Origin of the sequence: Erwinia billingiae Eb661, from assembly GCF_000196615.1 — a bacterium.
Lineage (GTDB): Bacteria > Pseudomonadota > Gammaproteobacteria > Enterobacterales > Enterobacteriaceae > Erwinia > Erwinia billingiae.
The window spans coordinates 1,420,988-1,446,097 of sequence record NC_014306.1; the positions used below are offsets into that span (position 1 = coordinate 1,420,988).

Annotated in this window: 19 protein-coding genes and 7 tRNA genes; 4 read left to right on the forward strand and 22 right to left on the reverse strand. The window is 53.8% G+C overall.

Going from position 1 to position 25,110, the window contains the following annotated elements; all coding sequences use genetic code 11:
- Entirely contained in the window at positions 1–2,583 is a 2,583-nt protein-coding gene (gene leuS, locus EBC_RS07955) for a leucine--tRNA ligase (protein WP_013201279.1), read from the reverse strand.
- A gap of 212 nt (positions 2,584–2,795) precedes the next feature.
- Here leuS and EBC_RS07960 point away from each other — a divergent pair, with 212 nt between their 5' ends.
- A complete protein-coding gene (locus EBC_RS07960; RefSeq protein ID WP_013201280.1) occupies positions 2,796–3,278 on the forward strand; it encodes a zinc ribbon-containing protein in 483 nt (160 codons plus the stop codon).
- A 35-nt stretch (positions 3,279–3,313) separates the two neighbouring features.
- Here EBC_RS07960 and EBC_RS25715 read toward each other — a convergent pair whose 3' ends face one another.
- The 9 genes from EBC_RS25715 to miaB form a co-directional block, all read right to left on the reverse strand.
- The gene (locus EBC_RS25715) at positions 3,314–4,039 is read right to left on the reverse strand and encodes an amino acid ABC transporter ATP-binding protein (protein WP_013201281.1); all 726 of its coding nucleotides are present in this window, start codon (positions 4,037–4,039) and stop codon (positions 3,314–3,316) included.
- Entirely contained in the window at positions 4,040–4,717 is a 678-nt protein-coding gene (gltK, locus tag EBC_RS25720) for a glutamate/aspartate ABC transporter permease GltK (protein WP_013201282.1), read from the reverse strand. It abuts the gene before it with no gap.
- A complete protein-coding gene (locus EBC_RS07975; RefSeq protein WP_013201283.1) occupies positions 4,717–5,457 on the reverse strand; it encodes an amino acid ABC transporter permease in 741 nt (246 codons plus the stop codon). Before EBC_RS07975 ends, gltK begins: the two co-directional genes overlap by 1 nt.
- Before the next feature lie 199 nt (positions 5,458–5,656).
- Positions 5,657–6,559: an amino acid ABC transporter substrate-binding protein gene (locus EBC_RS07980; protein WP_013201284.1), complete on the reverse strand. Its 903-nt coding sequence runs from the start codon at positions 6,557–6,559 to the stop codon at positions 5,657–5,659.
- 427 nt (positions 6,560–6,986) lie between these two features.
- The gene (lnt, locus tag EBC_RS07985) at positions 6,987–8,519 is read right to left on the reverse strand and encodes an apolipoprotein N-acyltransferase (protein ID WP_013201285.1); all 1,533 of its coding nucleotides are present in this window, start codon (positions 8,517–8,519) and stop codon (positions 6,987–6,989) included.
- Between the two features lie 7 nt (positions 8,520–8,526).
- Positions 8,527–9,405: a CNNM family magnesium/cobalt transport protein CorC gene (corC, locus tag EBC_RS07990; protein ID WP_013201286.1), complete on the reverse strand. Its 879-nt coding sequence runs from the start codon at positions 9,403–9,405 to the stop codon at positions 8,527–8,529.
- A 90-nt stretch (positions 9,406–9,495) separates the two neighbouring features.
- Positions 9,496–9,969 (reverse strand): rRNA maturation RNase YbeY, encoded by a 474-nt coding sequence (ybeY, locus tag EBC_RS07995; RefSeq protein WP_013201287.1) that lies wholly within the window; start codon positions 9,967–9,969, stop codon positions 9,496–9,498.
- The gene (locus EBC_RS08000) at positions 9,966–11,027 is read right to left on the reverse strand and encodes a PhoH family protein (protein WP_013201288.1); all 1,062 of its coding nucleotides are present in this window, start codon (positions 11,025–11,027) and stop codon (positions 9,966–9,968) included. The genes ybeY and EBC_RS08000 overlap by 4 nt, the downstream gene beginning before the upstream one ends.
- Positions 11,028–11,237: 210 nt before the next feature.
- Complete coding sequence (miaB, locus tag EBC_RS08005; protein ID WP_013201289.1) at positions 11,238–12,662, reverse strand: tRNA (N6-isopentenyl adenosine(37)-C2)-methylthiotransferase MiaB; 1,425 nt, start codon at positions 12,660–12,662, stop codon at positions 11,238–11,240.
- A 112-nt stretch (positions 12,663–12,774) separates the two neighbouring features.
- Between miaB and ubiF the strand changes: the two genes are divergently transcribed.
- On the forward strand, positions 12,775–13,953 hold the full coding sequence (gene ubiF / locus EBC_RS08010) for a 3-demethoxyubiquinol 3-hydroxylase (protein ID WP_013201290.1): 1,179 nt from the start codon (positions 12,775–12,777) through the stop codon (positions 13,951–13,953).
- Positions 13,954–14,074: 121 nt separating this feature from the next.
- On the opposite strand, the gene EBC_RS08015 is transcribed toward ubiF, so the two are convergent.
- From EBC_RS08015 to nagB, 12 genes are all read right to left on the reverse strand, one after another.
- Positions 14,075–14,149 (reverse strand) — tRNA-Gln (locus EBC_RS08015).
- Between the two features lie 39 nt (positions 14,150–14,188).
- Positions 14,189–14,263: transfer RNA gene (locus EBC_RS08020), tRNA-Gln, on the reverse strand.
- A gap of 7 nt (positions 14,264–14,270) precedes the next feature.
- Positions 14,271–14,347, reverse strand: a tRNA-Met gene (locus tag EBC_RS08025).
- A 41-nt stretch (positions 14,348–14,388) separates the two neighbouring features.
- Positions 14,389–14,463, reverse strand: a tRNA-Gln gene (locus EBC_RS08030).
- A 37-nt stretch (positions 14,464–14,500) separates the two neighbouring features.
- A tRNA-Gln gene (locus EBC_RS08035) sits at positions 14,501–14,575 on the reverse strand.
- A gap of 23 nt (positions 14,576–14,598) precedes the next feature.
- Positions 14,599–14,683: transfer RNA gene (locus EBC_RS08040), tRNA-Leu, on the reverse strand.
- Positions 14,684–14,691: 8 nt separating this feature from the next.
- Positions 14,692–14,768, reverse strand: a tRNA-Met gene (locus EBC_RS08045).
- A 219-nt stretch (positions 14,769–14,987) separates the two neighbouring features.
- A complete protein-coding gene (gene asnB / locus EBC_RS08050; RefSeq protein WP_013201291.1) occupies positions 14,988–16,655 on the reverse strand; it encodes an asparagine synthase B in 1,668 nt (555 codons plus the stop codon).
- 282 nt (positions 16,656–16,937) lie between these two features.
- Positions 16,938–17,723, reverse strand: a complete 786-nt coding sequence (locus tag EBC_RS08055; protein ID WP_013201292.1) for an HAD-IIA family hydrolase — start codon at positions 17,721–17,723, stop codon at positions 16,938–16,940.
- On the reverse strand, positions 17,723–18,943 hold the full coding sequence (gene nagC / locus EBC_RS08060) for a DNA-binding transcriptional regulator NagC (RefSeq protein ID WP_013201293.1): 1,221 nt from the start codon (positions 18,941–18,943) through the stop codon (positions 17,723–17,725). Before nagC ends, EBC_RS08055 begins: the two co-directional genes overlap by 1 nt.
- A 7-nt stretch (positions 18,944–18,950) precedes the next feature.
- Complete coding sequence (gene nagA / locus EBC_RS08065; protein WP_013201294.1) at positions 18,951–20,099, reverse strand: N-acetylglucosamine-6-phosphate deacetylase; 1,149 nt, start codon at positions 20,097–20,099, stop codon at positions 18,951–18,953.
- A 29-nt stretch (positions 20,100–20,128) separates the two neighbouring features.
- Positions 20,129–20,929, reverse strand: coding sequence for a glucosamine-6-phosphate deaminase (gene nagB / locus EBC_RS08070; RefSeq protein ID WP_013201295.1), 801 nt, complete (start codon positions 20,927–20,929; stop codon positions 20,129–20,131).
- Between the two features lie 334 nt (positions 20,930–21,263).
- On the opposite strand from nagB, the gene nagE reads away from it, so the two are divergent.
- Both nagE and glnS read left to right on the forward strand, forming a co-directional pair.
- Positions 21,264–23,216: a PTS N-acetyl glucosamine transporter subunit IIABC gene (gene nagE, locus EBC_RS08075; RefSeq protein ID WP_041691945.1), complete on the forward strand. Its 1,953-nt coding sequence runs from the start codon at positions 21,264–21,266 to the stop codon at positions 23,214–23,216.
- Between the two features lie 154 nt (positions 23,217–23,370).
- On the forward strand, positions 23,371–25,038 hold the full coding sequence (gene glnS / locus EBC_RS08080; RefSeq protein ID WP_013201297.1) for a glutamine--tRNA ligase: 1,668 nt from the start codon (positions 23,371–23,373) through the stop codon (positions 25,036–25,038).
- Positions 25,039–25,110: the final 72 nt, after the last annotated feature.

Sequence of the window (25,110 nt, forward strand, 5' to 3'; positions counted from 1 at the left end):
TCAACCCACGACCAGGTTAAGCAATTTGCCCGGTACGTAAATCTCTTTACGAATGGTGGTGCCATCGACGTACTTGGCAACCAGATGCTCCTGCAACGCACGAGCCTTAACCTGTTCCGCAGTGGCATCAGCCGGAACGGTAATTTTGCCACGCACTTTACCATTAACCTGCACGACCACCAGCAGAGAATCTTCCACCATCGCCTCTTCATCTGCCTGCGGCCATGGCGCGTTGTCGACGTCGCCTTCGCCACCCAGCGCCTGCCACAATGAGAAGCAGGCATGCGGGGTAAACGGATACAGCAGACGCACCACGGATTGCAGCGCTTCCTGCATCAGTGCACGATCCTGCTCGCTTTCTTGTGGGGCACGGGCCAGCTTGTTCATCAGCTCCATAATCGCCGCAATGGCGGTGTTGAAGGTCTGACGACGGCCGATGTCATCGGACACTTTGGCGATGGTTTTATGCAGCTCGCGGCGCAGCGATTTCTGATCGTCGTTGAGGCTGGCGATATCCAGTGCAACGGTCGGTCCTTTTTCGCTGTGTTCGAAGGCCAGTCGCCAGACGCGTTTCAGGAAGCGGTTAGCACCTTCCACACCGGATTCCTGCCATTCGAGAGTCATTTCTGCCGGCGAAGCGAACATCATAAACAGACGCACGGTATCGGCACCGTAGCGCTCAACCATCACCTGTGGGTCAATGCCGTTGTTTTTCGACTTCGACATTTTGCTCATACCGGCGTAAACCAGCTCGCGGCCGGTTGCATCGGTGGCTTTGGTCACGCGGCCTTTCTCATCACGCTCAAGGGTGACATCAACCGGGGAAACCCAGTTACGCTCACCGCTGGCGCCAAGATAGTAGAAGGCATCAGCCAGAACCATGCCCTGGCAAAGCAGGCGTTTGGCCGGCTCATTGGAGGTCACCAGGCCAGCATCACGCAGCAACTTATGGAAGAAGCGGAAGTAGAGCAGGTGCATGATGGCGTGTTCGATACCGCCGACATACTGATCGACCGGCAGCCAATAGTTAGCTGCAGCCGGGTCCAGCATGCCTTTGTCATAGTCCGGGCAGGTATAGCGCGCGTAATACCAGGAAGACTCCATAAAGGTGTCAAAGGTGTCGGTTTCGCGCAGCGCAGGCTGACCGTTGACGGTGGTTTTTGCCCACTCAGGATCGGCTTTGATTGGGCTGGTGATCCCGTCCATTACCACGTCTTCCGGCAGGATAACCGGCAGCTGATCTTCTGGCGTCGGCATCACGGTGCCGTCTTCCAGGGTCACCATTGGAATTGGTGCGCCCCAGTAACGCTGGCGTGAAACACCCCAGTCGCGCAGACGGTAATTAACTTTACGCTCGCCAACGCCTTTGGCCGCCAGCTTCTCAGCAATGGCGTTAAAGCCTGCTTCGTACGACAGACCGTCAAACTCGCCTGAGTTAAACAGCGTGCCTTTATCGGTCATGGCCGCGTCGGTCAGATCCGGCTCGCTTCCGTCAGCATTAAGGATCACGGGCTTGATAGTGAGGTTGTACTTGGTGGCGAACTCCCAGTCACGCTGGTCGTGGCCAGGAACGGCCATCACCGCACCGGTGCCGTATTCCATCAGCACAAAATTGGCGACCCAGACCGGCACTTTCTCGCCAGACAGTGGGTGCACGGCAAACTTGCCGGTGGCCATGCCTTTTTTCTCCATGGTCGCCATTTCAGCTTCGGCAACCTTGGTATTACGGCATTCGGCAATAAAGTCGGCCAGCGCAGGATTCGACGCGGCAGCCTGCGCAGCCAGCGGATGGCCCGCAGCCACGGCCAGATAGGTCACACCCATAAAGGTGTCTGGACGGGTGGTATAAACGCTCAGTTTTTCGGGGCTTTCTGCCACGTCAAAGGTGATTTCCACCCCTTCAGAACGGCCGATCCAGTTACGCTGCATGGTTTTAACCTGCTCAGGCCAGCTTTCCAGCGTGTCCAGGTCATTTAACAGTTCATCAGCGTAATCGGTGATTTTAACAAACCACTGTGGGATCTCTTTGCGTTCAACTTTGGTATCGCAGCGCCAGCAGCAACCGTCAATAACCTGTTCGTTAGCCAGCACGGTCTGGTCGGTCGGGCACCAGTTAACTGCCGAGGTTTTCTTATAGACCAGGCCTTTTTCGTACAGCTTGGTGAAGAACCACTGTTCCCAGCGATAGTACTCAGGCTGACAGGTGGCCAGTTCACGGTTCCAGTCATAGCCGAAGCCCAGCAATTTCAGCTGGTTCTTCATGTAGGCAATGTTGTCGTAGGTCCATGGCGCCGGCGCGGTGTTGTTTTTTACCGCTGCGCCTTCTGCAGGCAGGCCAAATGCATCCCAGCCGATCGGCTGCAGGACGTTTTTGCCCAGCATACGCTGGTAGCGGGAGATCACATCACCGATGGTGTAGTTACGAACGTGGCCCATATGTAGGCGGCCAGAAGGATAGGGCAGCATGGAGAGGCAGTAGTACTTCTCTTTACCTTCCTCTTCGGTCACTTTGAACGTTTGCTTCTCATCCCAGTGCTGTTGGACGTGGGATTCTATCTCTTCCGGGCGGTATTGCTCTTGCATGGCAGCCAGTGGTCCTTTGTAAACTTTATGAGTTCGTTCAGATCCGCATAGCATAGCTGATCCGCCCCCGCAGCAACAACAGTAACCGCCCTGACAAACGGCATTTCTCTACAAGCTGGAAGAGAGCAGGCATTTTTGACAGCGGGTTGGGTGCATTTTTTTGATCGACGCTAGAATTACTGCATAACGTATTGGAACGTTTAGGAGAAAAAATGAACAAGGTTGCTCAGTACTATCGGGAACTGGTCTCTTCTCTGACCGAAAGGATCAACCGGGGAGAGCATGATATTGATGCTCTGGTGGAGAGTGCCCGACAACGAATGAACAATCGCGGTGAATTGACCCGCAGCCAGATCGAGGATGTCACCCGAGCGGTGCGCAGGGATTTAGAAGAGTTTGCCCGCAGCTATACCGAGAATCAGGATGATGCAGGTGATAGCGTGTTTATGCGCATTATTCGCGAAAGCGTGTGGAAAGAGCTGGCCGATATCACCGATAAAAGTCAGTTAGAGTGGCGCGAAGTTTTTCAGGACCTGAATCATCATGGTGTTTATCAAAGCGGTGAGGTGGTGGGACTGGGGAATTTAGTTTGTGAGAAATGTCAGTTTACCCGGGCGATTTACACCCCTGAAACGCTGACACGCTGTCCTGAATGCGGTAACGATCAGTTCCAGCGACAACCTTTTGAACCGTAGAAATCGGGGCGGAAGATTCCGCCCCGCTATGCTGATTAATGCAGGATTTTGGCGAGGAAATCTTTCGCACGATCGGACTGCGGATTGTTAAAGAAGTCGTCTTTCGGCGAATCCTCCACAATTTTCCCCTCATCCATAAAGATCACCCGGTTTGCCACCTTACGGGCGAAGCCCATTTCGTGGGTCACCACCATCATGGTCATCCCTTCATTCGCCAGTTCCACCATGACATCCAGCACTTCATTGATCATCTCGGGATCCAGTGCGGAGGTGGGCTCATCGAACAGCATGGCGATCGGATCCATGCACAGCGCTCGGGCGATAGCCACACGCTGCTGCTGACCACCGGAAAGCTGCCCTGGGTGCTTGTTAGCATGGGCTGACAGGCCCACGCGCTCCAACAGTTTCAGCCCCTTCTGACGGGCTTCCTCTTTGTTACGCTTCAGCACTTTTACCTGCGCCAGCGTCAGGTTCTCAACGATGGTCAGATGCGGGAACAGCTCAAAATGCTGGAAGACCATGCCGACTTTGGAACGCAGCTGCGCCAGATTGGTCTTTTTGTCGTTGACGGCGGTGCCGTTGACTTCAATCTTACCTTCCTGAATCGGCTCTAAGCCATTGACCGTTTTGATCAGCGTGGATTTACCGGAACCCGACGGGCCGCACACCACCACCACTTCGCCTTTTTTCACTTCGGTTGAGCAGTCGGTCAGTACCTGAAAGTGACCATACCACTTAGAAACATTTTTCAGGGTAATCATTTAAACCGTCCTTTTTTTCTTTAAATAGCTGACCAACAGCGAAGCGCTAAGGCTGATAACGAAGTAGACCGCACCGGCAAACAGCACCATTTCAATTTCGGTGCCGTTGTTGATGCCGATGGTGTCGGCCGTCCTGAAGAAGTCGGCAAGGCTGAGCACGTAAACCAGAGAGGTATCCTGGAACAGCACGATGCCCTGAGTCAGCAGCAGCGGCACCATAGCGCGAAACGCCTGAGGCAGGATAATCAGCTGCATCGACTGCCAGCGCGTCATCCCCAGCGCCAGCGCGGCGCTTCCCTGGCCTCGGGCGATACTGACAATACCGGCACGAATGATTTCAGAGTAGTAAGCGGCTTCGAACAGCGAGAAGGCAACCATCGCCGAGATCAGGCGGATATCGGTTTTCGGCGACAGGCCAAGCACGTTCTGCAGGAAGCTGGGCACCACCAGATAGAACCACAACAGCACCATCACCAACGGCACCGAGCGGAACAGGTTGACGTAAAGGCGGGCAAACCAGCTGACAGGCTTGAAGCTCGACAGACGCATCACCGCCAGCAGCGTTCCCCAGACGATGCCAAAAATGATGGCCGTCACGGTAATTTTGAGGGTGATCACCATGCCGTTCATCAGATACGGCAGGTTGGGAACAATGGTGCTCCAGTCAAATTCGTACATTATTTGCCTCCCATGCCGCCAGGCAGGCGAACCTTACGTTCGACCAGGCTCATCAGCAGCATAATCACAATATTGATGCCAACGTAGGCCAGCGTAATCGCGGTAAAGGATTCATAGGCATGAGCCGAGTAATCCAGCAGCTTGCCTGCTTGTGCGGCCATATCGACCAGACCAATGGTCGAGGCGATGGCGGAGTTCTTTACCAGGTTCAGCATCTCTGAGGTCATTGGCGGCACAATTACGCGATAGGCGTTTGGTAACAGCACATAGCGGTAGGTTTGTGGCAGCGTCAGGCCCATCGCCAGACCGGCATTCTTCTGGCCTGATGGCAGCGACTGGATCGCCGCGCGAACCTGTTCGCACACGCGGGCGGCGGTAAACAGGCCGAGGCACAGCACCGAGCAAGTAAAGAACTGAATATTGGGATCCAGCTCGGATTTGAACCAGGTGCTAATGCTTTCAGGCAGCAGTTCAGGGATCACCAGATACCAGATAAAGAATTGCACTATCAGCGGGATATTACGGAATAGCTCAACGTAACAGGTGCCGAGAGTGGAGAGCAGACGGTTGGGCACGGTGCGCAGAATACCAAACAGCGAACCGACCAAAAGGGCGATAATCCACGCGCAGACTGACACAGCAATGGTGACCTGAAAGCCGGACCACAGCCACCCCAGATAGGTGGTATTACCGAAGGGGGCCTGTTGCAGGAAAATACCCCAGTTCCAATCGATTGACATAAATAACTCCGGAAGAAAAAAAGGGTAGCGAAGCTACCCTGAAGATTGATGAGAGGCTCATTTGCACGTTATGGGGAACGACCACTTCGTACCTTTGCCTGACTATCCGGATGTGTGTTCCGGATGATTCAGGCTGTTGTCTGTCCGAGCCTGTTTTCAACAATCATAGGGCAACCAGCGGTCACCCTTATTTTCATTATTAGTTCAGTGCCTTGTCATTTGGCGTTTTGAATGTCGCTTTCATGTCGTCAGACAGGGCGAAGTTCATGTTGAGGTTTTTTGGTGGGATCGGGTTGCTGAACCACTTATCAAACCACTTCGACGCTTCACCTGAGGTCTGCGCTTTCGCAATGGTGTCATCCATCAGCTGTTTGAAGCCGGCGTCGTCTTTACGCAGCATACAGCCGTAAGCTTCTTTCGACTGCGGCGTACCCACGATCACCCAGTTATCAGGTTTTTTAGCTTTAGCACGTTCGCCAGCCAGCAGGGCATCATCCATCATAAAGGCAACGGCACGACCACTTTCCAGCGTACGGAAGGAGTCGCCATGGTCTTTGGCGCTGATGATGCGCATGTCCATTTTCTTCTCATCATTCAGCTTGTTCAGCAGAATTTCGGAAGTGGTACCTGAAGTGACGACAACCGTTTTGCCTTTCAGATCCGGGAAGTCTTTAATCGGGCTGCCTTTCTTCACCAGCAAACGGGTGCCGATAACAAAGATAGTGTCCGAGAAAGCGGCCTGTTTCTGGCGCTCAAGGTTGTTGGTGGTTGAACCACACTCAAAATCGTAGGTGCCGTTTTGCAACAGTGGAATACGGTTCTGTGAGGTGACCGGCAGCATTTTCACCTGCAGATCGGGTTTGTTCAGTTTGGCTTTGATCGCGGCCACGATGGCGTTGGAATAATCCTGCGAGTAGCCGACCACTTTTTGCTGATTATCGTAGTAAGAGAAAGGAACAGAAGACTCACGGTGTCCCACGACAATGACGCCATTTTTAGCGATTTTGTCTAACGTGGGAGATTGTGATGCATCTTCTGCATGGGCGATACCGGATGCAAGGCCAGCCAGTGCCAGGCACAAGCCTAATTTCCGTAATTTCATCTCCAACTCCTTCGTTTAATGGCGTCATAAAATTGCGCCGATTGTGATGTTATGTTTATTAACTGCTGCTTTTCTTTTTATACCAGGACGTAATCGCCCCCTGAATAGTCATAACATAGCCGAATGTTAAAACGATGAAACAAGAAAGTTTCTTTTTTGCGAAGCGTGCCGCACCAAATAAAGGCATTGTTAAAAACAATGCTCCGCCCTGGGGCAATGATTGAGCCACAATGGTGCGGAAACGCTTATGCAAGGCTTTATGCAGACTAATCAGCGAGTTCGCTGGTAATGTTTTGCAATCGTCGTGCCAAAATGTTTTTTGTGAAACAGTTAGCAGCAGGATCTGCTTGTAGATGCAGGAGCAGGAGAAGGGCAAAAAAAAACGCCGAACCCAAAGGTTCAGCGTTTTAGTGTCGTGCTTTGACGCTTAACCGCGACGTCTGAAGCCGGTAATCACCGCGCCCACTGCGAACAGCAGGGTGATGATCCACACAGGCCAGTTACCAAAACGCGCATAGGGCGTCAGGCCCTGAGTCGGCGTGATCTTGGTGGAAAGCACCGTCGCCTGGAATTGCGGGATCATCTCTTCGGCATCGCCATCAGCATTGATCACCGCCGTGACGCCGTTGTTGGTGTCACGCAGCAGTGGCCTGCCCAATTCCAGGGCACGCATCCGCGCCATCTGGAAATGCTGCCATGGGCCGATAGAGTGGCCGAACCACGCATCGTTGGAGATGGTCAGCAGGAAGTCAGTATCCGGTCGGAAATTATCCCTGACCTGCTGACCCAACACGATCTCATAACAGATAGCCGCGGTCAGATTGTAGCCGGCCACCTTTAACTGAGGCTGAATATAGGCGCCACGGCTGAAGGAGGACATCGGTAAATCGAATAAGGGTGCCAGAGGACGCAGCAGCGCTTCCATTGGAACAAACTCGCCAAATGGCACCAGATGGTTTTTCTGGTAACGATTCGGGCTGAAGTAGTCGTAAGGCTCATCGCCGCCGAGCACAATAATCGAGTTGTAATCGTGGTAACGATTCTGTTCCAGACGCGAATCCACAATCCCGGTGATCAGGCTACTGCCGTGTGCCCGCAGTTCTTCATCCAGAGATTTCAGGAACGGCTGCTGGTTAGATTCCAGATCGGGAATAGCGGATTCAGGCCAGATAATAATCGGCGCTTTGCCGACGTAAGGCCGACTGAGTGAGGTATAGGTTTTCAGCGAGTTGATCAGCTGATTCGGATCCCACTTCATCGACTGCGGAATGTTGCCCTGAACCAGCGCAATATTCACTTCACGCTCGGGCATGGGCTGATACCAGCTAATCTGACGCAGCGGCCATGGAAGCACCAGCAGCGCCAGCGCGATAACACCGGCGACCCAGTGACGTTTTACCGCCGCAAACACCGCCAGCCCGGAGATAACCATCAACGCGAAGGTAATGCCTTCAACACCAAATAGCGGTCCCAGACCTTTCAGCGGTCCATCAATCTGGCTGTAACCAAACTGTAGCCATGGGAAACCGGTCAGGATCCACCCGCGCAGGAACTCGGTGATCTGCCATAAAACCGGCGCAGCAACCACCAGCCGAACCAGCGAGGTTTTTGGGAATAAGCGGTTAAGCAGGGCGGCAAACAGTAGGGTGAACAGCGACAGATACGCCGCCAGCAGCACCACCAGGAACACGTTGACCGGCCCCGGCATGCCACCAAAGGTGGCGATACTGACATAGACCCAGTTTATGCCGCTACCAAACAGCCCCATGCCCCAGACAAAACCAATCGCCGTCGCCTGACGGGTAGAGCGGTTGAGGGTCAGCGCCAGCAAACCGGCCAATGACAGCAGTGCAGCAGGCCAAAAATCATAAGGTGAGAACGACAGGGTGCCAAGGGCACCCGTTATCAGCGCTAAAAGCAGGCGAACCCGCTGGCGCTGGTACAGTGAGGCAATAGCCATAAGAAAATTATTCTTCCAGTATCGGTTGCGGCGCGTTTTCCGGAATTCTGACGTGGACCTGAATGATGCGGCGGCTGTCGGCCATAGCGACCTTGAACTGATAGCCATCGATCTCAATGCTCTCCCCGCGGGCAGGCAAATGACCAAAGGCCTGCATCACCAGACCGCCGATAGTGTCGACCTCTTCATCGCTGAAGCTGGTTTCAAACACGTCATTGAAGTCTTCAATCGGCGTGAGCGCACGAATGGTGTAGGTATGACGACTCAGCTGGCGGATATCACGATCTTCTTCATCGTCATACTCATCTTCGATTTCGCCAACGATCAGCTCCAGAATATCCTCAATGGTGACCAGTCCTGAGACGCCGCCGAATTCATCGATCACAATCGCCATATGGTAGCGTTGGGAACGGAACTCTTTCAGCATGCGGTCAACGCGCTTGCTCTCAGGCACCACGACCGCCTGACGCAGCACTTTTTCGACGCTGAACGGGGACGATCCGCTGCTCATAAACGGCAGCAAATCTTTAGCCATCAGAATGCCTTCAACATGATCTTTGTCTTCGCTGATCACCGGGTAACGGGAATGGGCGGATTCAATGATCACGTCCAGGCACTCTTCCAGTGACTGATTGCGCTTCAGGGTTACCATCTGCGAGCGGGGGATCATGATGTCGCGCACGCGCTGCTCGGCAATATCCATCACGCCTTCAAGCATGTCGCGCGTGTCCGGATCGATCAGATCGTTCTGTTCGGAATCGCGGATCAGCTCCAGCAGTTCGTCGCGGTTTTTTGGCTCACCGTGGAACAGCTGATTGAGGATAAGGGTGAAAAATCCCTTTTTGGTACTGGGACTGTCGTTGTTCTGTGAATGGTCATCGCTCATGGCGTTTTGGTTTGGTCACTCTTGTCATGTGTTGGGGTATCCCTGCCTGCCGGTTGCACAGGCCAGGGACATATCAGGCCAGCGGCCTGCTTAGGGTAACTCTTTCTCCGAAATGTACGGATCGTCATAACCAAGAGCAAGCATTATCTCGGTCTCGATCGATTCCATCTCGTCAGCTTCGTCGTCTTCAATATGGTCATAGCCCAGTAAATGCAGACTGCCATGCACCACCATATGAGCCCAGTGTGCCAGTACCGGCTTCTCCTGCTCGGCCGCTTCTTTCTCCACCACCTGGCGACAAATAATCAGGTCGCCCAGCAGCGGAAGCTCAATCCCCGGCGGGGCTTCGAACGGAAAAGAGAGCACATTGGTCGGTTTATCTTTGCCGCGATAGGTGTGATTCAGCTCATGGCTTTCAGCTTCATCCACCACGCGCACCGTGACTTCGCTCTCTTCCTGGAACTGCGGCAAAACCGCTTCCAGCCAGCGACGAAAATCAGATTCTGCCGGTAAGCCGGCGGGTTTTTCGCAGGCAAGTTGTAAATCGAGAATTACGGTGCTCATTTCTGCTCCTGCGCAGCCTGTTGCAGGGCCAGCGCGTCACGTTTGCGCTCTTCTGCCTGCGCATCACGCCGTTTTTGATCGGCGGCTTCCCAGGCTTCATAAGCAACAACCACTCTCGCCACCACCGGGTGACGGACCACATCTTCACTGTGGAAGAAGTTAAAGCTGATCTCTTCTACACCGGAAAGCACTTCAATCGCATGACGCAGGCCAGACTTAAGGTTACGCGGCAGGTCAATTTGCGTGACGTCGCCGGTAATCACCGCTTTGGAGTTGAAGCCAATACGGGTCAGGAACATCTTCATCTGTTCGATGGTGGTGTTCTGGCTCTCATCGAGAATGATAAAAGCATCGTTCAGGGTACGACCACGCATATAGGCCAGCGGGGCGACCTCAATCACGTTACGTTCGATCAGTTTCTCGACGCGCTCGAAGCCCAGCATTTCAAACAGTGCATCATAAAGCGGGCGCAGATAGGGATCGACCTTCTGGCTTAAATCGCCCGGCAGGAATCCGAGCTTTTCGCCCGCTTCCACTGCCGGACGCGTCAGCATGATGCGGCGCACTTCCTGGCGCTCCAGCGCATCGACCGCTGCCGCCACGGCCAGATAGGTTTTCCCTGTTCCCGCCGGGCCGATGCCGAAGGTGATATCGTGGTCGAGCACGTTGGCGACATATTGCGCCTGGTTTTGCGTGCGGGGCTTGATCACGCCACGCTTGGTCTTGATATTGACCGACTTGCCGAACTCCGGAATGCTCTCGGCACTTTGCTCCAGCACGCGGCTCTCTTTAATCGCCAGGTGAATTTGCTCAGGGTCGATATCCGGGATATGGCCACGCACCGGCGCGGTGTCCACATACAGGTCGCGCAGGATCCGCGCCGCGGCGTCAACAATCAGCGCTTTACCCACCAGCTTAAAGGCGTTGTCACGGCGGTTGATCTCAATCCCCAGACGGCGCTCAAGCTGTTTGATGTTGTCATCAAAGGGACCACACAGGCTCAGCAGGCGGGTGTTGTCTGTTGGCTCTAACGTAATTTCGCGTGTTTCAATATTCAAACTAATCCTTTGGGTCGCTCAGGGCCAGTTGAGGAGAATAATCAGAGGCTATCAACGCCTTCGGGTGCCGGGCCATAACGAAAGTATTTATGGCGCAACCGAAAGGCGCAAGCACTGAAGGAGATATTTGGGCTCCGCTTGCGGAAAGCAAGGGTAAGCCGATGATTTGTTGCGGCGAACCTGCGAGGCCCGCCGCAATTATTCGCGGGTTCAAGGCTGGAAAGTCCCGACGCCAAGCTCATTTTCTTTGCGTGTGCGGGCAATCACGGCTGACGGGGTCTCAACCGAACGCAGGGTCATCTGTTCTTCTTTCAGCACCACCACGCCGCGCATTGAGTTGGTATGAACCTCGACGATTTCAACATCGACGAACTTACCAATCATCTCTGGCGTTCCTTCGAAGTTCACCACACGGTTACATTCGGTGCGTCCGGCCAGCTCCATCACGTTTCTGCGCGACAGTCTTTCCACCAGGATACGCTGAACGGTGCCCAACTTACTGCGGCTCCAGTTCATCACCTGCTGGTTAATGCGCTGCTGCAGCAGCCACAGGCGCTCTTTTTTCTCTTCATCACTGACGTCGTCCGGCAAATCGGCAGCCGGGGTGCCTGGACGGGCAGAGTAGATAAAGCTGAAGCTGGTATCGAAGTTGATTTCGCCAATCAGCTTCATGGTTTGCTCGAAGTCCTGCTGGGTTTCACCAGGGAAGCCGATAATAAAGTCCGAACTCATCTGCATCGCCGGGCGCGCAGCCAGCAGCTTACGGATGGTGGACTTGTACTCCAGCGCAGTATGGGAGCGCTTCATCAACGTCAGAATGCGGTCCGAACCACTTTGCACCGGCAGATGCAGGAAGCTCACCAGCTCTGGCGTATCACGATAGACATCAATAATGTCGTCGGTGAATTCAATCGGGTGGCTGGTGGTGAAACGAATGCGGTCAATGCCATCAATCGCGGCAACCAGACGCAGCAGATCGGCGAACGAGCAGATGTCGCCGTCGAACGTTTCGCCACGATAGGCATTCACGTTCTGGCCAAGCAGGTTGACCTCACGGACGCCCTGAGACGCCAGCTGAGCGATTTCAAACAGAATGTCGTCGCTTGGACGGCTGACCTCTTCGCCACGCGTGTACGGCACCACGCAGAAGGTACAGTATTTGTTGCAGCCTTCCATGATCGACACAAAAGCCGACGGGCCATCGGCGCGCGGCTCTGGCAGACGGTCAAACTTCTCAATTTCCGGGAAGCTGATATCAACGACCGGGCTTTTGGTGCCTTTCACGGTGTTGATCATTTCAGGCAGGCGGTGCAGCGTCTGCGGGCCAAACACGATGTCGACACAGGGCGCACGCTGGCGAATCAGATCGCCTTCCTGTGACGCCACGCAGCCACCGACGCCGATCACCAGGTCAGGATTTTTCTCTTTCAGCAGTTTCCAGCGCCCAAGCTGATGGAACACTTTTTCCTGCGCCTTTTCACGAATAGAACAGGTATTGAGCAGCAGGACATCGGCCTCTTCAGCAACCTCTGTCAGGGTGTAGCCATGCGTGCTGTTTAACAGGTCCGCCATTTTTGATGAATCATATTCATTCATCTGGCAGCCCCAGGTTTTAATAAGAAGTTTTTTTGTCATCTGCTCGTAACCGCTAATAGGCCTGGAAAAATCCGGTACACTAAGGGTAACAGAATTAGCCCTGGCAAGGCCAGGTGAAGGGCGTACGGATGGCCTCAAGGACAGGAATTATATGAGCGAAATAACGCAAAAATGGGATGTCACCGTGGTCGGTGGCGGAATGGTGGGTGCAGCTTTAGCCAGTGGGCTGGCCGCGCAGGGATTTAAGGTCGCGGTGCTGGAGCAACAGGAACCCGCAGAGTTTGATGCCAGCAGCAATCCGGATGTGCGGATCTCGGCGATTGGTGCCGCGTCTGTCGCGTTGCTGAAACAGCTGGACGTCTGGCCGTTGATACAAAGAATGCGCTGCACCCCTTATCGCAAACTCGAAACCTGGGAGTGGCATACGGCGCAGGTAAGCTTTGATGCGCAGTCACTGGGGTTGCCCGAGCTGGGCTATATGGTTGAGAACAGCGTATTGCAGCGGGCGTTGTGGCAACGTTTGCAGCAGCAGGGCGTGGAGTTGATTTCTCCGGCCAGATTGCAGGCGATGCAGCCTGGTAACGGCGGATGGCAGTTAACCTTAGAGAATGGCGACAGGCTGTTGACGAAGTTGGTGGTGGGCGCGGACGGGGCCAACTCGCAGGTTCGCCAACTGGCGGGAATGGGGATCCGTGGCTGGAATTACGCACAGTCCTGTATGTTGATCAGCGTGCGCTGTGAACAGGATGCGGGCGACTGCACCTGGCAGCAGTTCACGCCGGATGGCCCACGGGCATTTCTTCCGTTGTTCGATCGCTGGGCATCGCTGGTCTGGTACGACAACCCGGCCAGAATACGCCAGCTTCAGGCGATGAATATGGCGCAGCTTGGCCAGCAGATCGCCACCCATTTCCCGGCGCGTCTGGGAAAGGTCACGCCGGTTTCGGCAGGCTCTTTCCCCCTGGTTCGCCGCCACGCCACGCGCTATGTGCTGCCGGGACTGGCGCTGGTCGGTGATGCCGCGCATACCATCAACCCGCTGGCCGGGCAGGGCGTTAATCTGGGCTATCGCGACGTGGATGCGCTGATTGATACGCTGGTGGCATCACGCGACCGCGCGGAAGACTGGGCATCGGAAGGGGTGCTCAAACGTTATCAACGTAAGCGTCAGAAAGATAATCTGCTGATGCAAAGTGGCATGGACCTGTTCTATTTCGCATTCAGCACGCCGGTTGCACCTTTACGGATTGTGCGTAACCTGGGGCTGATGGTGGCAGAACGTTCGGGCGTATTGAAACGTCAGGCATTGAAGTACGCGCTGGGATTGTAACTCTCGGGCGGGATTCATCGGGTGTGGTGGCAGGTTGTCACCACACCGTGCCGGTAACGTCATTGAGAAGATACACACGTCAGACGTAAAAAAGCCCGCGTTAGCGGGCTTCTTCACTTACTGGCTGGGGTGCAGGGATTCGAACCCCGGAATGCTGGTATCAGAAACCAGTGCCTTACCGCTTGGCGACACCCCAATTAGGTGTTGCGATCTGCGCTGCAAATCGTCTTTTTTATGGCTGGGGTGCAGGGATTCGAACCCCGGAATGCTGGTATCAGAAACCAGTGCCTTACCGCTTGGCGACACCCCAATAAAATTGGTGGCTACTACGGGAATCGAACCTGTGACCCCAGCATTATGAGTGCTGTGCTCTAACCAGCTGAGCTAAGTAGCCTAATTTTACTGCGTCTAACTGTACATCTTGTTCTTTCAGTCTGGCTGGGATACCTGGATTCGAACCAGGGAATGCCGGTATCAAAAACCGGTGCCTTACCGCTTGGCGATATCCCAATGTCCGTTTCAAAGCACAAAAACCATCAGAAAAAACTGGCTGGGGTACCTGGATTCGAACCAGGGAATGCCGGTATCAAAAACCGGTGCCTTACCGCTTGGCGATACCCCATCCGTGCAAAACCGTTTTGGAAATGGTGCGGGAGGCGAGACTTGAACTCGCACACCTTGCGGCGCCAGAACCTAAATCTGGTGCGTCTACCAATTTCGCCACTCCCGCAAAAAAGATGGTGGCTACGACGGGAATCGAACCTGTGACCCCAGCATTATGAGTGCTGTGCTCTAACCAGCTGAGCTACGTAGCCATCTTTTTTTCGCGTTACCTTCATCGGCGTTGCGGGGCGCATTATGCGGAGTTGACCTGTTAGCGTCAACAATTTTTTTAGCGTTTTTTCCCAGAAACCTGTCGTTTGTCTGGCTTATAACCAGCCTGGCGAATAAATCAGCAAAATATGAAGGTAATCAGCGAATTTCTCAAAAATAACGGGCCGCTGGCGGCCCGTTTTCTCACGCAAAGCAGTCGCTTATTTGTAAGCTGACTGGTGAACGCCTACCGCGCGCCCAGACGGATCGTCCATGGTTTTGAACGCTTCGTCCCACTCAATGGCTTTTGCTGACGAACAGGCAACTGACGGGCCGCCAGGCACGCATTCTGCAGCGCTTGCCAGAGGGAACTGCTCTTCAAAGATTTCACGGTACAAATAGCCTTCTTTTGAGGTCGGCGTGTTGTAAGGGAAACGGAAGTGAGCCGTCTGCAACTGTTGATCCGTGACCTGCTTCGCCGCGACTTCTTTCAGCGTATCAATCCAGCTGTAGCCAACGCCGTCAGAGAACTGCTCTTTCTGGCGCCAGGCAACGCTTTCCGGCAGATAAGAAGAGAAGCATTCGCGCAGGATGTGTTTTTCCATCTTGCCGTTGGTGCCGCACAGCTTGTCCGCAGGGTTGATGCGCATCGCCACGTCGAGGAATTTTTTATCCAGGAAAGGAACGCGCGCTTCCACGCCCCAGGCCGACATCGCTTTGTTAGCACGCGCACAGTCAAACATATGCAGCGCCAGCAGTTTACGGACGTTTTCTTCATGGAATTCTTTGGCGTTCGGCGCCTTATGGAAGTACAGGTAGCCGCCAAACACTTCATCAGCCCCTTCGCCAGACAACACCATCTTGATGCCCATCGCTTTGATCTTACGCGACATCAGGTACATCGGCGTGGAAGCACGGATGGTGGTCACGTCATAGGTTTCGATGTGATAGATCACATCGCGGATCGCATCCAGACCTTCCTGCACGGTGAAATGGATCTCGTGGTGCACGGTACCCAGATGTTCAGCAACAGATTTAGCCGCTTTCAAATCCGGCGAACCTTCCAGACCGACGGCAAAGGAGTGCAGCTGCGGCCACCAGGCCTCGCTCTTATCCTGATCCTCAACACGCTTGGCGGCGTATTTTTTGGTCACAGCAGAGATGATGGATGAGTCCAGACCGCCAGACAGCAGCACGCCGTAAGGCACGTCTGACATCAGGTGGCTTTTAACCGCTTCTTCCAGCGCATCTTTCAGCTCAACGGCGTCGGTTTTGTTGTGTTCAACGGCTTCATAGCTGAACCAGTCACGCTGCCAGTAACGGCGGATTTCCCCGTCGGTGCTGGACATGTAGCTTCCTGGAGGGAACTCTTTGATTGATTTGCACACCGGCACCAGCGCTTTCATTTCTGAAGCAACGAACAGGTTGCCGTGCTCATCGTTACCCATATACAGCGGGATAATACCAATATGGTCACGACCAATCAGGTAGGTGTTTTTCACGCTGTCATACAGGATGAACGCGAACATGCCTTGCAGATCGTCGAGGAAATCAACGCCCTTTTCCTGATACAGCGCCAGAATCACTTCACAGTCTGATTCTGTCTGGAATTCGTAGCGATCGCTCAGCTCTGCACGCAGCGCCTGATGGTTATAGATCTCACCGTTCACTGCCAGAACATGGGTATGGGCTGCGTTATAAAGTGGCTGAGCACCGTTGTTGACGTCAACAATCGACAGACGCTCGTGCGCCAGAATCGCGTTATCGTTGGCATAGACGCCGGACCAGTCCGGGCCACGGTGACGCATCAGACGGGAAAGCTCGAGGGCTTTCTTACGCAGTTCAACAGGATCGCTTTTGAGATCCAATACACCAAAAATAGAACACATAGCTAACTCCCTAACGACATCCCTGAACGGTGATGATGATGATTCGTGAATAAACCAGAGCGACAGTTATCGCCGATGTATAAGAAAATGCTCTATATCATCGATGTGAGCAAGCGTTTTAGCTTTTCTCTGAAAAATAGTCTGTTGACCTGCGATAAATGTTGATGGATCCACAAGGAATCGCCTTATTTATTGTTGAATCGATAATTATTTGCCGGGGGTGGCTGAATTTTGAGCAGGGGCGGGGCAATAAAAAGCCCGACGCGCTGGCCGGGCTGATGTTCAGATAATGTCGATATCGGCAACCGAGGGATAAATCCAGCTCGGTCGGAACGGCATGGCATCCACGTCACTGAGGGTGGAAACCCCTGACAGCACCAGGATGGTTTCCAGACCCGCCTGGAAGCCGGCCAGAATATCCGTGCGCAGGTTATCTCCGACAATCACCGTTTCTTCCGAATGGGCCTGCATCTTGTTTAAGGCCGCGCGGATAATCCACGGGCTGGGCTTGCCGACGTAGAAGGGCTGGCGGCCGGAGATCTTCTCAATCCCGGCGCAAAGCGCGCCACAGGCAGGGACAAAGCCGCGTGCATGGGTGTCGGGATTGGTGGCAATAAAGCGCGCGCCATTGGCAACATGGAAGGCGGCCTTATGCATCATATCCCAGTTAAAGGAGCGCGTTTCGCCCACGATAACAAAATCCGGGTTGACGTCAGTAATGGTAAAACCGGCTTTATACAGCTCATGGATCAGCGCGCCTTCACCAATGACATAGGCTTTCTTCCCTTCCTGGCGGCGCAGGAAATCGGCGGTTGCCATTGCGGAGGTATAAAAGACGCTATCCGGCAGATCGATCCCGGCAGACGCAAAACGGTTCGCGAGATCCATTGAGGTCTGGGAAGGGTAGTTGGTCAGCACCACCAGCGGCATACCTTTTTCCATGATCCGCTGCAGGAATTCATTGGCGCCAGGCACGGCGGTGTTGTCATGCATCAGTACGCCATCGATATCGCAGATGACATTTTTTATTGTGGCAGTTTCACTGTCCGACAGGGTCAAAGCGCTCATTAACCTTCCAGTAAATGTTGTAATAAGATGCCGTTAAGCATGGCCCGTTTCGCCAGCGCAAACGCGCCAATGGCAGAACGATGATCAATCTCTGAGCGTACCACCGGCAGATTCTTGCGGAAAGCTTTCAGAACCTGAGTATTGATACAGCCCTCTATGGCCGCCAACAGCACTTTATCGGCTTCGGTAATTTCACCGGCAATCACCACTTTCTGTGGATTGAACAGGTTGATGGCAATCGCAATCGCCTTGCCGAGGTGCCGCCCAACGTAATCGATAACTTCCACTGCCAGAGCATCGCCCCGGTTGGCGGCTTTGCAAATCTTCGGCATCTGGCAATCATCCAGCGTCAGCGAGCTGGGGTAGCCCTGTGTGAGCAGATGGCGCACCCGGTTTTCAATAGCGCCATTGGCGGCGATGGTTTCCAGACAGCCAAAGTTGCCACAGTGGCAGCGTTCACCCAGCGCATCGACCTGAATATGCCCCAACTCGCCAACGTTGCCGTTGCTGCCGAGGAAAATATGGCCATTGGCGATGATGCCGGCGCCGGTTCCCCGGTGAACGCGCACCAAAATGGAGTCGGCACAATCGCGTGATGCACCAAAGTAGTGCTCGGCGAGGGCGAGACTGCGGATATCGTGACCGACAAAGCTGGTGACGTTAAAGCGCTTTTGCAGATTCGCCACTAACGGCCAGTGATGAACATGGATATGCGGCATGTATTTAATCACGCCGTTATTCGGGTCAACCAGGCCGGGAAGAATGACCGAGATGGCGATCAGTTCACGCACCTTGCGCTGGTGCTGCTCGCTGAAGCTGGCGATGGCATTGAAGAGGGCGTTTTCCAGCGTTTCCTGGGTGCGTTCCGGCAGCGCGTAGTCTTCCTGCGCCAGCGATTTTCCGCTCAGGTCGAATAAGGTCAGGGTGGCATCGCTGCGGCCAAGACGCACACCGATGGTGTGGAAGCCGCGGGTTTCAGTAATGATGGAAATTGCGCGGCGGCCTCCGGTAGAGGCCTGCTGATCGACTTCTTTGATCAGCCCACGTTCAATCAGCTGGCGGGTGATTTTGGTGACGCTGGCGGGGGCTAACTGGCTATGCTCAGCAATCTGGATGCGCGAAATCGGCCCTTGCTGGTCGATAAGCCGGTAAACGGCCGCGCTGTTGAGTTGCTTAACAAGATCGACATTTCCTATTTGAGCCTGGCCGCCAGTGGTCATACAGTATCTACTCGCTTAAGACTTCGTCACCATTAACGATAGTCTGGATTATTTTGTAGTCACGGGTGAAAACAGTCAGGTTAGCCACTTTTCCGGCTTCGATCGATCCTAACTTTTTCTCAACACCCATAGCCCGTGCAGGGTACAACGTTGCCATTCGCAGCGTTTCGTCCAGTGAGATACCAACATGTTCAACGCTGTTAGCGACAGCTTCAATCATAGTCAGCGCCGAACCACTGAGCGTACCGTTCTCGTCAACGCAGAGTCCATCGCGATAGTATATTGTTTTTCCTGCAAAAATGAACTGGTCAATGGATGCACCCGCCGGTGCGGTGGCATCGGTCACCAGGATCAGTTTGTCGCCTTTGATGCGTTTGGCATTACGGATGTTAGCGTAGTGAACATGTAAACCGTCAGCAATGATACCGCAGTAGACATTTGGCGAATCAAACAGCGCCCCAATCAGGCCCGGCTCACGGCCGGTAATGGTTGGCATGGCGTTATATAAATGGGTCGCGAAGCTGACGCCGGCGCTGATGCCGATGCGCGCTTCATCATGGGTCGCATGCGAGTGCCCGGCGGAGATAACGATACCGGCTTCGCTGAGCTGACGGATCACCGCACTGTCAACCTGCTCAGGCGCCAGGGTGATTTTACCGATCACATCCGCATTAGCGCAGAGAAACTCCACCAGCGCCGGCTCGGGCGTGCGGATCAATTTAGGGTCATGGGTGCCCGGTTTTCTTGGGCTTAACCATGGGCCTTCAAGATGTAAACCCAGCGCTTTATTGGCATTTTGCGCCAGATAAGCACGCATCACTTCCACCGCGCGCTTCATCATCTCATCGGTGCTGGTAATCAGGGTCGGCAGATAGCTGGTGCAGCCAGAGCGTTCATTGGCCTGCTGCATGGTGGTCAGCGTTTCGACGCTCAGCGCGTTGATATCATCATTAAACTGAACGCCACCACAGCCGTTAAGCTGCAGATCGATAAAGCCGGGAGCAATTATCGCACCACCCACGTCACGCGTTGTAACGCCAGCAGGAATATCACTCAGGGCGCAAACGCGCTCAATCACGCCATCTGCAATGATAACAGCATGATTATCCAGTATTTCGTGGCCGGTATAGATTCGGCCATGGGTTAATGCGTACATAATTTTCTCCCGGCTAATTCCAACGTGGTTTACAGATTTTTGACGTTTTCTGCTTCCATCTCGCGGAAATATTTAACAGTTTTGACTTTCAGTTCCATGGTCGCTGGCTCATCACAGACCACCACAGATTTGGCGTGCAGCTGCAGGCAGCTGATGGTCCACATATGGTTCACATTGCCTTCAACCGCGGCCTGCAGCGCCTGCGCTTTAACATGGCCAATCACCAGAATCATCACTTCTTCGGCATCTAACAGCGTACCCACGCCGACAGTCAGCGCATATTTCGGCACCTGATCGACATCGCCATCGAAGAAGCGTGAGTTGGCCACGCGCGTGTCATGCGTCAGGGTTTTGATGCGGGTACGTGAAGCCAGAGATGAAGCAGGTTCGTTAAAAGCAATGTGACCGTCGTTGCCGACACCGCCCATAAACAAATTAATTTTACCGTAGGAACGGATCTTCTCTTCATACTGGCGACATTCTGCGTCAATATCTGGTGCATTGCCATTCAGAAGGTTGATGTTTTCCGGTTTAATATCAACGTGATCGAAAAAGTTGCGGTACATGAAGCTGTGATAGCTTTCCGGGTGCTCTTTTGGCAGGCCGACATATTCGTCCATGTTAAAGGTCACCACATTTTTAAAGCTAACCTGGCCTGCTTTATGCATATCGATTAAATGCTTGTACGCTTCCAGTGGGGTCCCACCGGTTGGCAGACCGAGGACGAAAGGACGGTCCGCGGTCGGGTTGAAAGCGTTAATGCGATTGACGATATGGCGCGCGGCCCATTTTCCAACCTGGGTCGGGGTAGCTAAAGGAATCAGTCTCATGTTTCACCTCATAGTAACAAGCAGTTTTAAGGGAGTCAGACGGTGTCCGGGGATCAGTTAGGCTTAAGCGTAACGCGCCCTGTCCGGTATCGGCGAGGAATAAATCCGTCCTGATAATTCGGATCATAAAATAAGTTTGAGGTGATAGCCAGCCTGACAGCTATTTTTGTCTGTGATTAGGTGATAAAAGTCACAAACAGAGCGAATTAATTTGCGAAGCGAATTAATTTCTTTTTACACTCCGTACCGTGGTTAAACTGTCTTACAGAACCAACTAGCCGTGATAAAAACAGAAAACGGCTATTTGCGCTTAGCGGATCTCAAAGGGGGAAATGTGAATATACTCGGGTTCTTTCAAAGGTTAGGGCGGTCGTTACAGCTGCCAATCGCTGTACTGCCGGTCGCAGCGTTGATGCTACGCTTCGGTCAGCCAGATTTACTCAATATGCCGTTCATCGCTCAAGGTGGCGGCGCGATATTTGACAACCTCGCACTGATCTTCGCCATCGGTGTTGCGTCAACCTGGTCGAAAGACAATGCCGGTGCTGCGGCTCTGGCGGGTGCGGTAGGTTACTTTATCCTGACCAAATCAATGGTCACCATCAACCCAGCGATCAATATGGGCGTGTTGGCCGGTATCATTACCGGGCTGGTTGCCGGTGCAACCTACAACCGTTGGTCCGATATCAAACTGCCTGACTTCCTGAGTTTCTTCGGTGGCCGACGCTTTGTCCCGATCGCGACCGGCTTCTTCTGTCTGATTCTGGCCGCAGTGTTTGGCTACATCTGGCCACCGGTTCAGGCCGCAATCCACGCCGGTGGTGAATGGATTGTGTCTGAAGGGGCGTTTGGTGCTGGCGTGTTCGGCTTCGTTAACCGTCTGCTGATCCCAACCGGCCTGCATCAGGTGCTGAATACCATCGCCTGGTTCCAGATTGGTGAGTTCCATAATGCAGCAGGCGCGGTATTCCACGGTGATATCAACCGCTTCTATGCCGGTGATGGTACCGCAGGCATGTTTATGTCTGGCTTCTTCCCAATCATGATGTTTGGTCTGCCTGGCGCCGCGTTAGCGATGTACCTGGCTGCACCGAAAGAGCGTCGTCCAATGGTGGGTGGCATGCTGCTGTCGGTGGCGATTACCGCCTTCCTGACCGGTGTGACCGAGCCGCTGGAATTCCTGTTCATGTTCCTGGCGCCGATGCTGTATCTGATCCATGCGCTGTTAACCGGTATCAGCCTGTATATTGCGACCGCACTGGGTATCCATGCCGGCTTCTCCTTCTCAGCGGGTGCGATTGACTACGCGTTAATGTACAACCTGCCGGCGGCCAGCAAAAACGTCTGGATGCTGTTGGTGATGGGCGTGGTGGCATTTGGTATCTACTTTGTGCTGTTCACCGCGGTGATCCGCATGTTCAACCTGAAAACCCCGGGTCGTGAAGATGCCAGCGCGGACGTGGTCGACAGTGAAGCCAACAGCAATACCGAAGAAGGGCTGAACCAGCTTTCCCAGCAGTATATTGCCGCGATTGGCGGTTCCGATAACCTGCAAATCATTGATGCCTGTATTACCCGTCTGCGTCTGTCGGTGAAAGATGCCGGCCTGGTCAACGATGCCGCCTGTAAGCGCCTGGGGGCTTCCGGTATTGTTAAGCTGAACAAACAAACCGTTCAGGTTATTGTTGGTGCGAAAGCTGAATCCATCGCGGAAGTGATGAAAAAACTGATTGCTAAAGGCCCGATTGCGGCCTGGTCCTCCACCACAGCACCTGCTCCTCAGGCGGTGAAAGTGGCGCCTCAGGCAGTGCCTAACGCCCCTAAAGGCATCATTGCTACGCTGGTTGCGCCGGTAAGCGGTGAGGTTGTGGCGCTGGAACAGGTCCCGGATGAAGCCTTCGCCAGCAAAGCGGTCGGTGATGGCCTGGCGATCAGGCCAACCAGCAGCACGGTGTTGTCTCCTGCTGCCGGTACCGTGGTGAAAATCTTCAACACCAACCATGCCTTCTGTCTGGAAACAGAGAACGGCGCTGAGATTGTGGTGCATATGGGGCTGGATACCGTGGGACTGGAAGGCAAAGGCTTTACCCGTCTGGTGGAAGAAGGTGCTCAGGTGACTGCAGGTCAGCCGGTACTCGAGATGGATCTGGCCTTCCTTAATGCCAATGCCCGCTCGATGATCAGCCCGGTGGTGGTCAGCAATATCGATGACTACAGCGGCATCACGCTGGTAGCCGGTCAAACCGTCGTGGCAGGTGAAAGTCGCCTGTTCGACATTAACGGCTAAACGCTGATTGCGTTACAATGAACGGGCGGGAAGCAATTCCCGCCCTTTTTTTATCGTTATCCCGCAACAAACGGTTGTTTCCCTTCCCGGCTTTGTGGATCATACTCCGTTATTTCACGCACTTCTTATGCTAAGCATTACTGAGGAAATTAAGATGAGTGAGGCTGAAGCCCGCCCAACTAACTTTATTCGTCAGATCATCGACGAAGATCTGGCGACCGGTAAGCATGCCAGCGTGCATACCCGCTTCCCGCCGGAACCGAATGGTTATCTGCACATTGGCCATGCCAAGTCTATCTGTCTTAACTTTGGTATTGCGCAAGATTATCAAGGCCAGTGCAACCTGCGTTTTGATGACACCAACCCGGTCAAAGAAGACCTGGAGTTTGTTGAGTCGATCAAACAAGACGTGCAGTGGTTGGGCTTCGAGTGGACGGGCAACGTTCGCTACTCCTCTGACTATTTCGACCAGCTGCATAACTACGCTGTTGAGTTGATCAACAAAGGCCTGGCCTATGTTGACGAACTGAGCCCGGAACAAATTCGTGAATATCGCGGAACCCTGACTGCGCCTGGCAAAAATAGCCCGTACCGCGATCGCACGGTTGAAGAGAACCTGGCGCTGTTTGCAAAAATGCGCAACGGTGAGTTTGCCGAAGGGACTGCCTGCCTGCGTGCAAAAATCGATATGGCTTCCAGCTTTATCGTGATGCGCGATCCGGTGCTGTACCGCATTAAGTTTGCCGAGCATCATCAGACCGGTAACAAGTGGTGCATCTATCCCATGTATGACTTCACCCACTGCATTTCCGATGCGCTGGAAGGGATCACACATTCACTCTGCACGCTGGAGTTCCAGGATAACCGCCGCCTGTATGACTGGGTGCTGGATAACATCACTATCCCAATGCATCCACGCCAGTACGAGTTTTCTCGCCTGAATCTGGAATACGCCATTATGTCCAAGCGTAATCTGAATCGTCTGGTGACTGACAAGATTGTAGAAGGCTGGGATGACCCGCGCATGCTGACCGTTTCCGGTCTGCGCCGCCGTGGATATACCGCCGGTTCAATCCGCGAGTTCTGCCGCCGTATCGGCGTGACCAAACAGGACAACATCGTGGAAATGGCTTCGCTGGAATCCTGTATCCGCGACGATCTTAACGAGAACGCGCCGCGTGCGATGGCGGTGCTGGATCCGGTTAAGCTGGTGATTGAAAACCTGCCGGCGAATCACGAAGAGATCATCCCCATGCCTAATCATCCGAATAAACCGGAGATGGGTACGCGTGACGTTCCGTTCAGCCGCGAGATCTATATCGATCGTGCTGACTTCCGTGAAGAAGCGAACAAACAGTATAAGCGTCTGGTGCTGGGCAAAGAAGTTCGCCTGCGCAACGCCTACGTGATCAAAGCTGAACGCATCGCGAAGGATGAAGAGGGCAATATTACCTGCCTGTTCTGTACCTGCGATACCGAGACCTTAAGCAAAGATCCGGCTGATGGCCGTAAAGTGAAAGGCGTGATCCATTGGGTATCTGCAGAACATGCACTGCCTGCGGAATTCCGTCTGTATGACCGTCTGTTCAGCGTGCCAAATCCGGGCGCGGCAGAAGACTTTATGACCACGATCAACCCAGAGTCTTTGCTGATCCGTCAGGGATTTGTCGAACCTGGATTGCAGAAGGCAGAAGCCAACAGCCCGTATCAGTTCGAACGTGAAGGCTACTTCTGTGCTGACAGCCGTTATTCCAGTGCCAACAATCTGGTGTTCAACCGCACCGTTGGCCTGCGCGATACCTGGGCAAAAGCGGGCGAGTAACGCTCTCTGATTGCCAGACTGAAACGCAGCCTTCGGGCTGCGTTTTTTTTTATGAACGACACCGGGCGCCAT

What these genes read in the sequence shown, in the direction of transcription:
- leuS (WP_013201279.1), bottom strand. Translation starts at nt 2,583, where the DNA reads ATGCAAGAGCAATACCGCCCGGAAGAGATAGAATCCCACGTCCAACAG.
- EBC_RS07960 (WP_013201280.1), top strand. Translation starts at nt 2,796, where the DNA reads ATGAACAAGGTTGCTCAGTACTATCGGGAACTGGTCTCTTCTCTGACC.
- EBC_RS25715 (WP_013201281.1), bottom strand. Translation starts at nt 4,039, where the DNA reads ATGATTACCCTGAAAAATGTTTCTAAGTGGTATGGTCACTTTCAGGTA.
- gltK (WP_013201282.1), bottom strand. Translation starts at nt 4,717, where the DNA reads ATGTACGAATTTGACTGGAGCACCATTGTTCCCAACCTGCCGTATCTG.
- EBC_RS07975 (WP_013201283.1), bottom strand. Translation starts at nt 5,457, where the DNA reads ATGTCAATCGATTGGAACTGGGGTATTTTCCTGCAACAGGCCCCCTTC.
- EBC_RS07980 (WP_013201284.1), bottom strand. Translation starts at nt 6,559, where the DNA reads ATGAAATTACGGAAATTAGGCTTGTGCCTGGCACTGGCTGGCCTTGCA.
- lnt (WP_013201285.1), bottom strand. Translation starts at nt 8,519, where the DNA reads ATGGCTATTGCCTCACTGTACCAGCGCCAGCGGGTTCGCCTGCTTTTA.
- corC (WP_013201286.1), bottom strand. Translation starts at nt 9,405, where the DNA reads ATGAGCGATGACCATTCACAGAACAACGACAGTCCCAGTACCAAAAAG.
- ybeY (WP_013201287.1), bottom strand. Translation starts at nt 9,969, where the DNA reads ATGAGCACCGTAATTCTCGATTTACAACTTGCCTGCGAAAAACCCGCC.
- miaB (WP_013201289.1), bottom strand. Translation starts at nt 12,662, where the DNA reads ATGACAAAAAAACTTCTTATTAAAACCTGGGGCTGCCAGATGAATGAA.
- ubiF (WP_013201290.1), top strand. Translation starts at nt 12,775, where the DNA reads ATGAGCGAAATAACGCAAAAATGGGATGTCACCGTGGTCGGTGGCGGA.
- asnB (WP_013201291.1), bottom strand. Translation starts at nt 16,655, where the DNA reads ATGTGTTCTATTTTTGGTGTATTGGATCTCAAAAGCGATCCTGTTGAA.
- EBC_RS08055 (WP_013201292.1), bottom strand. Translation starts at nt 17,723, where the DNA reads ATGAGCGCTTTGACCCTGTCGGACAGTGAAACTGCCACAATAAAAAAT.
- nagC (WP_013201293.1), bottom strand. Translation starts at nt 18,943, where the DNA reads ATGACCACTGGCGGCCAGGCTCAAATAGGAAATGTCGATCTTGTTAAG.
- nagA (WP_013201294.1), bottom strand. Translation starts at nt 20,099, where the DNA reads ATGTACGCATTAACCCATGGCCGAATCTATACCGGCCACGAAATACTG.
- nagB (WP_013201295.1), bottom strand. Translation starts at nt 20,929, where the DNA reads ATGAGACTGATTCCTTTAGCTACCCCGACCCAGGTTGGAAAATGGGCC.
- glnS (WP_013201297.1), top strand. Translation starts at nt 23,371, where the DNA reads ATGAGTGAGGCTGAAGCCCGCCCAACTAACTTTATTCGTCAGATCATC.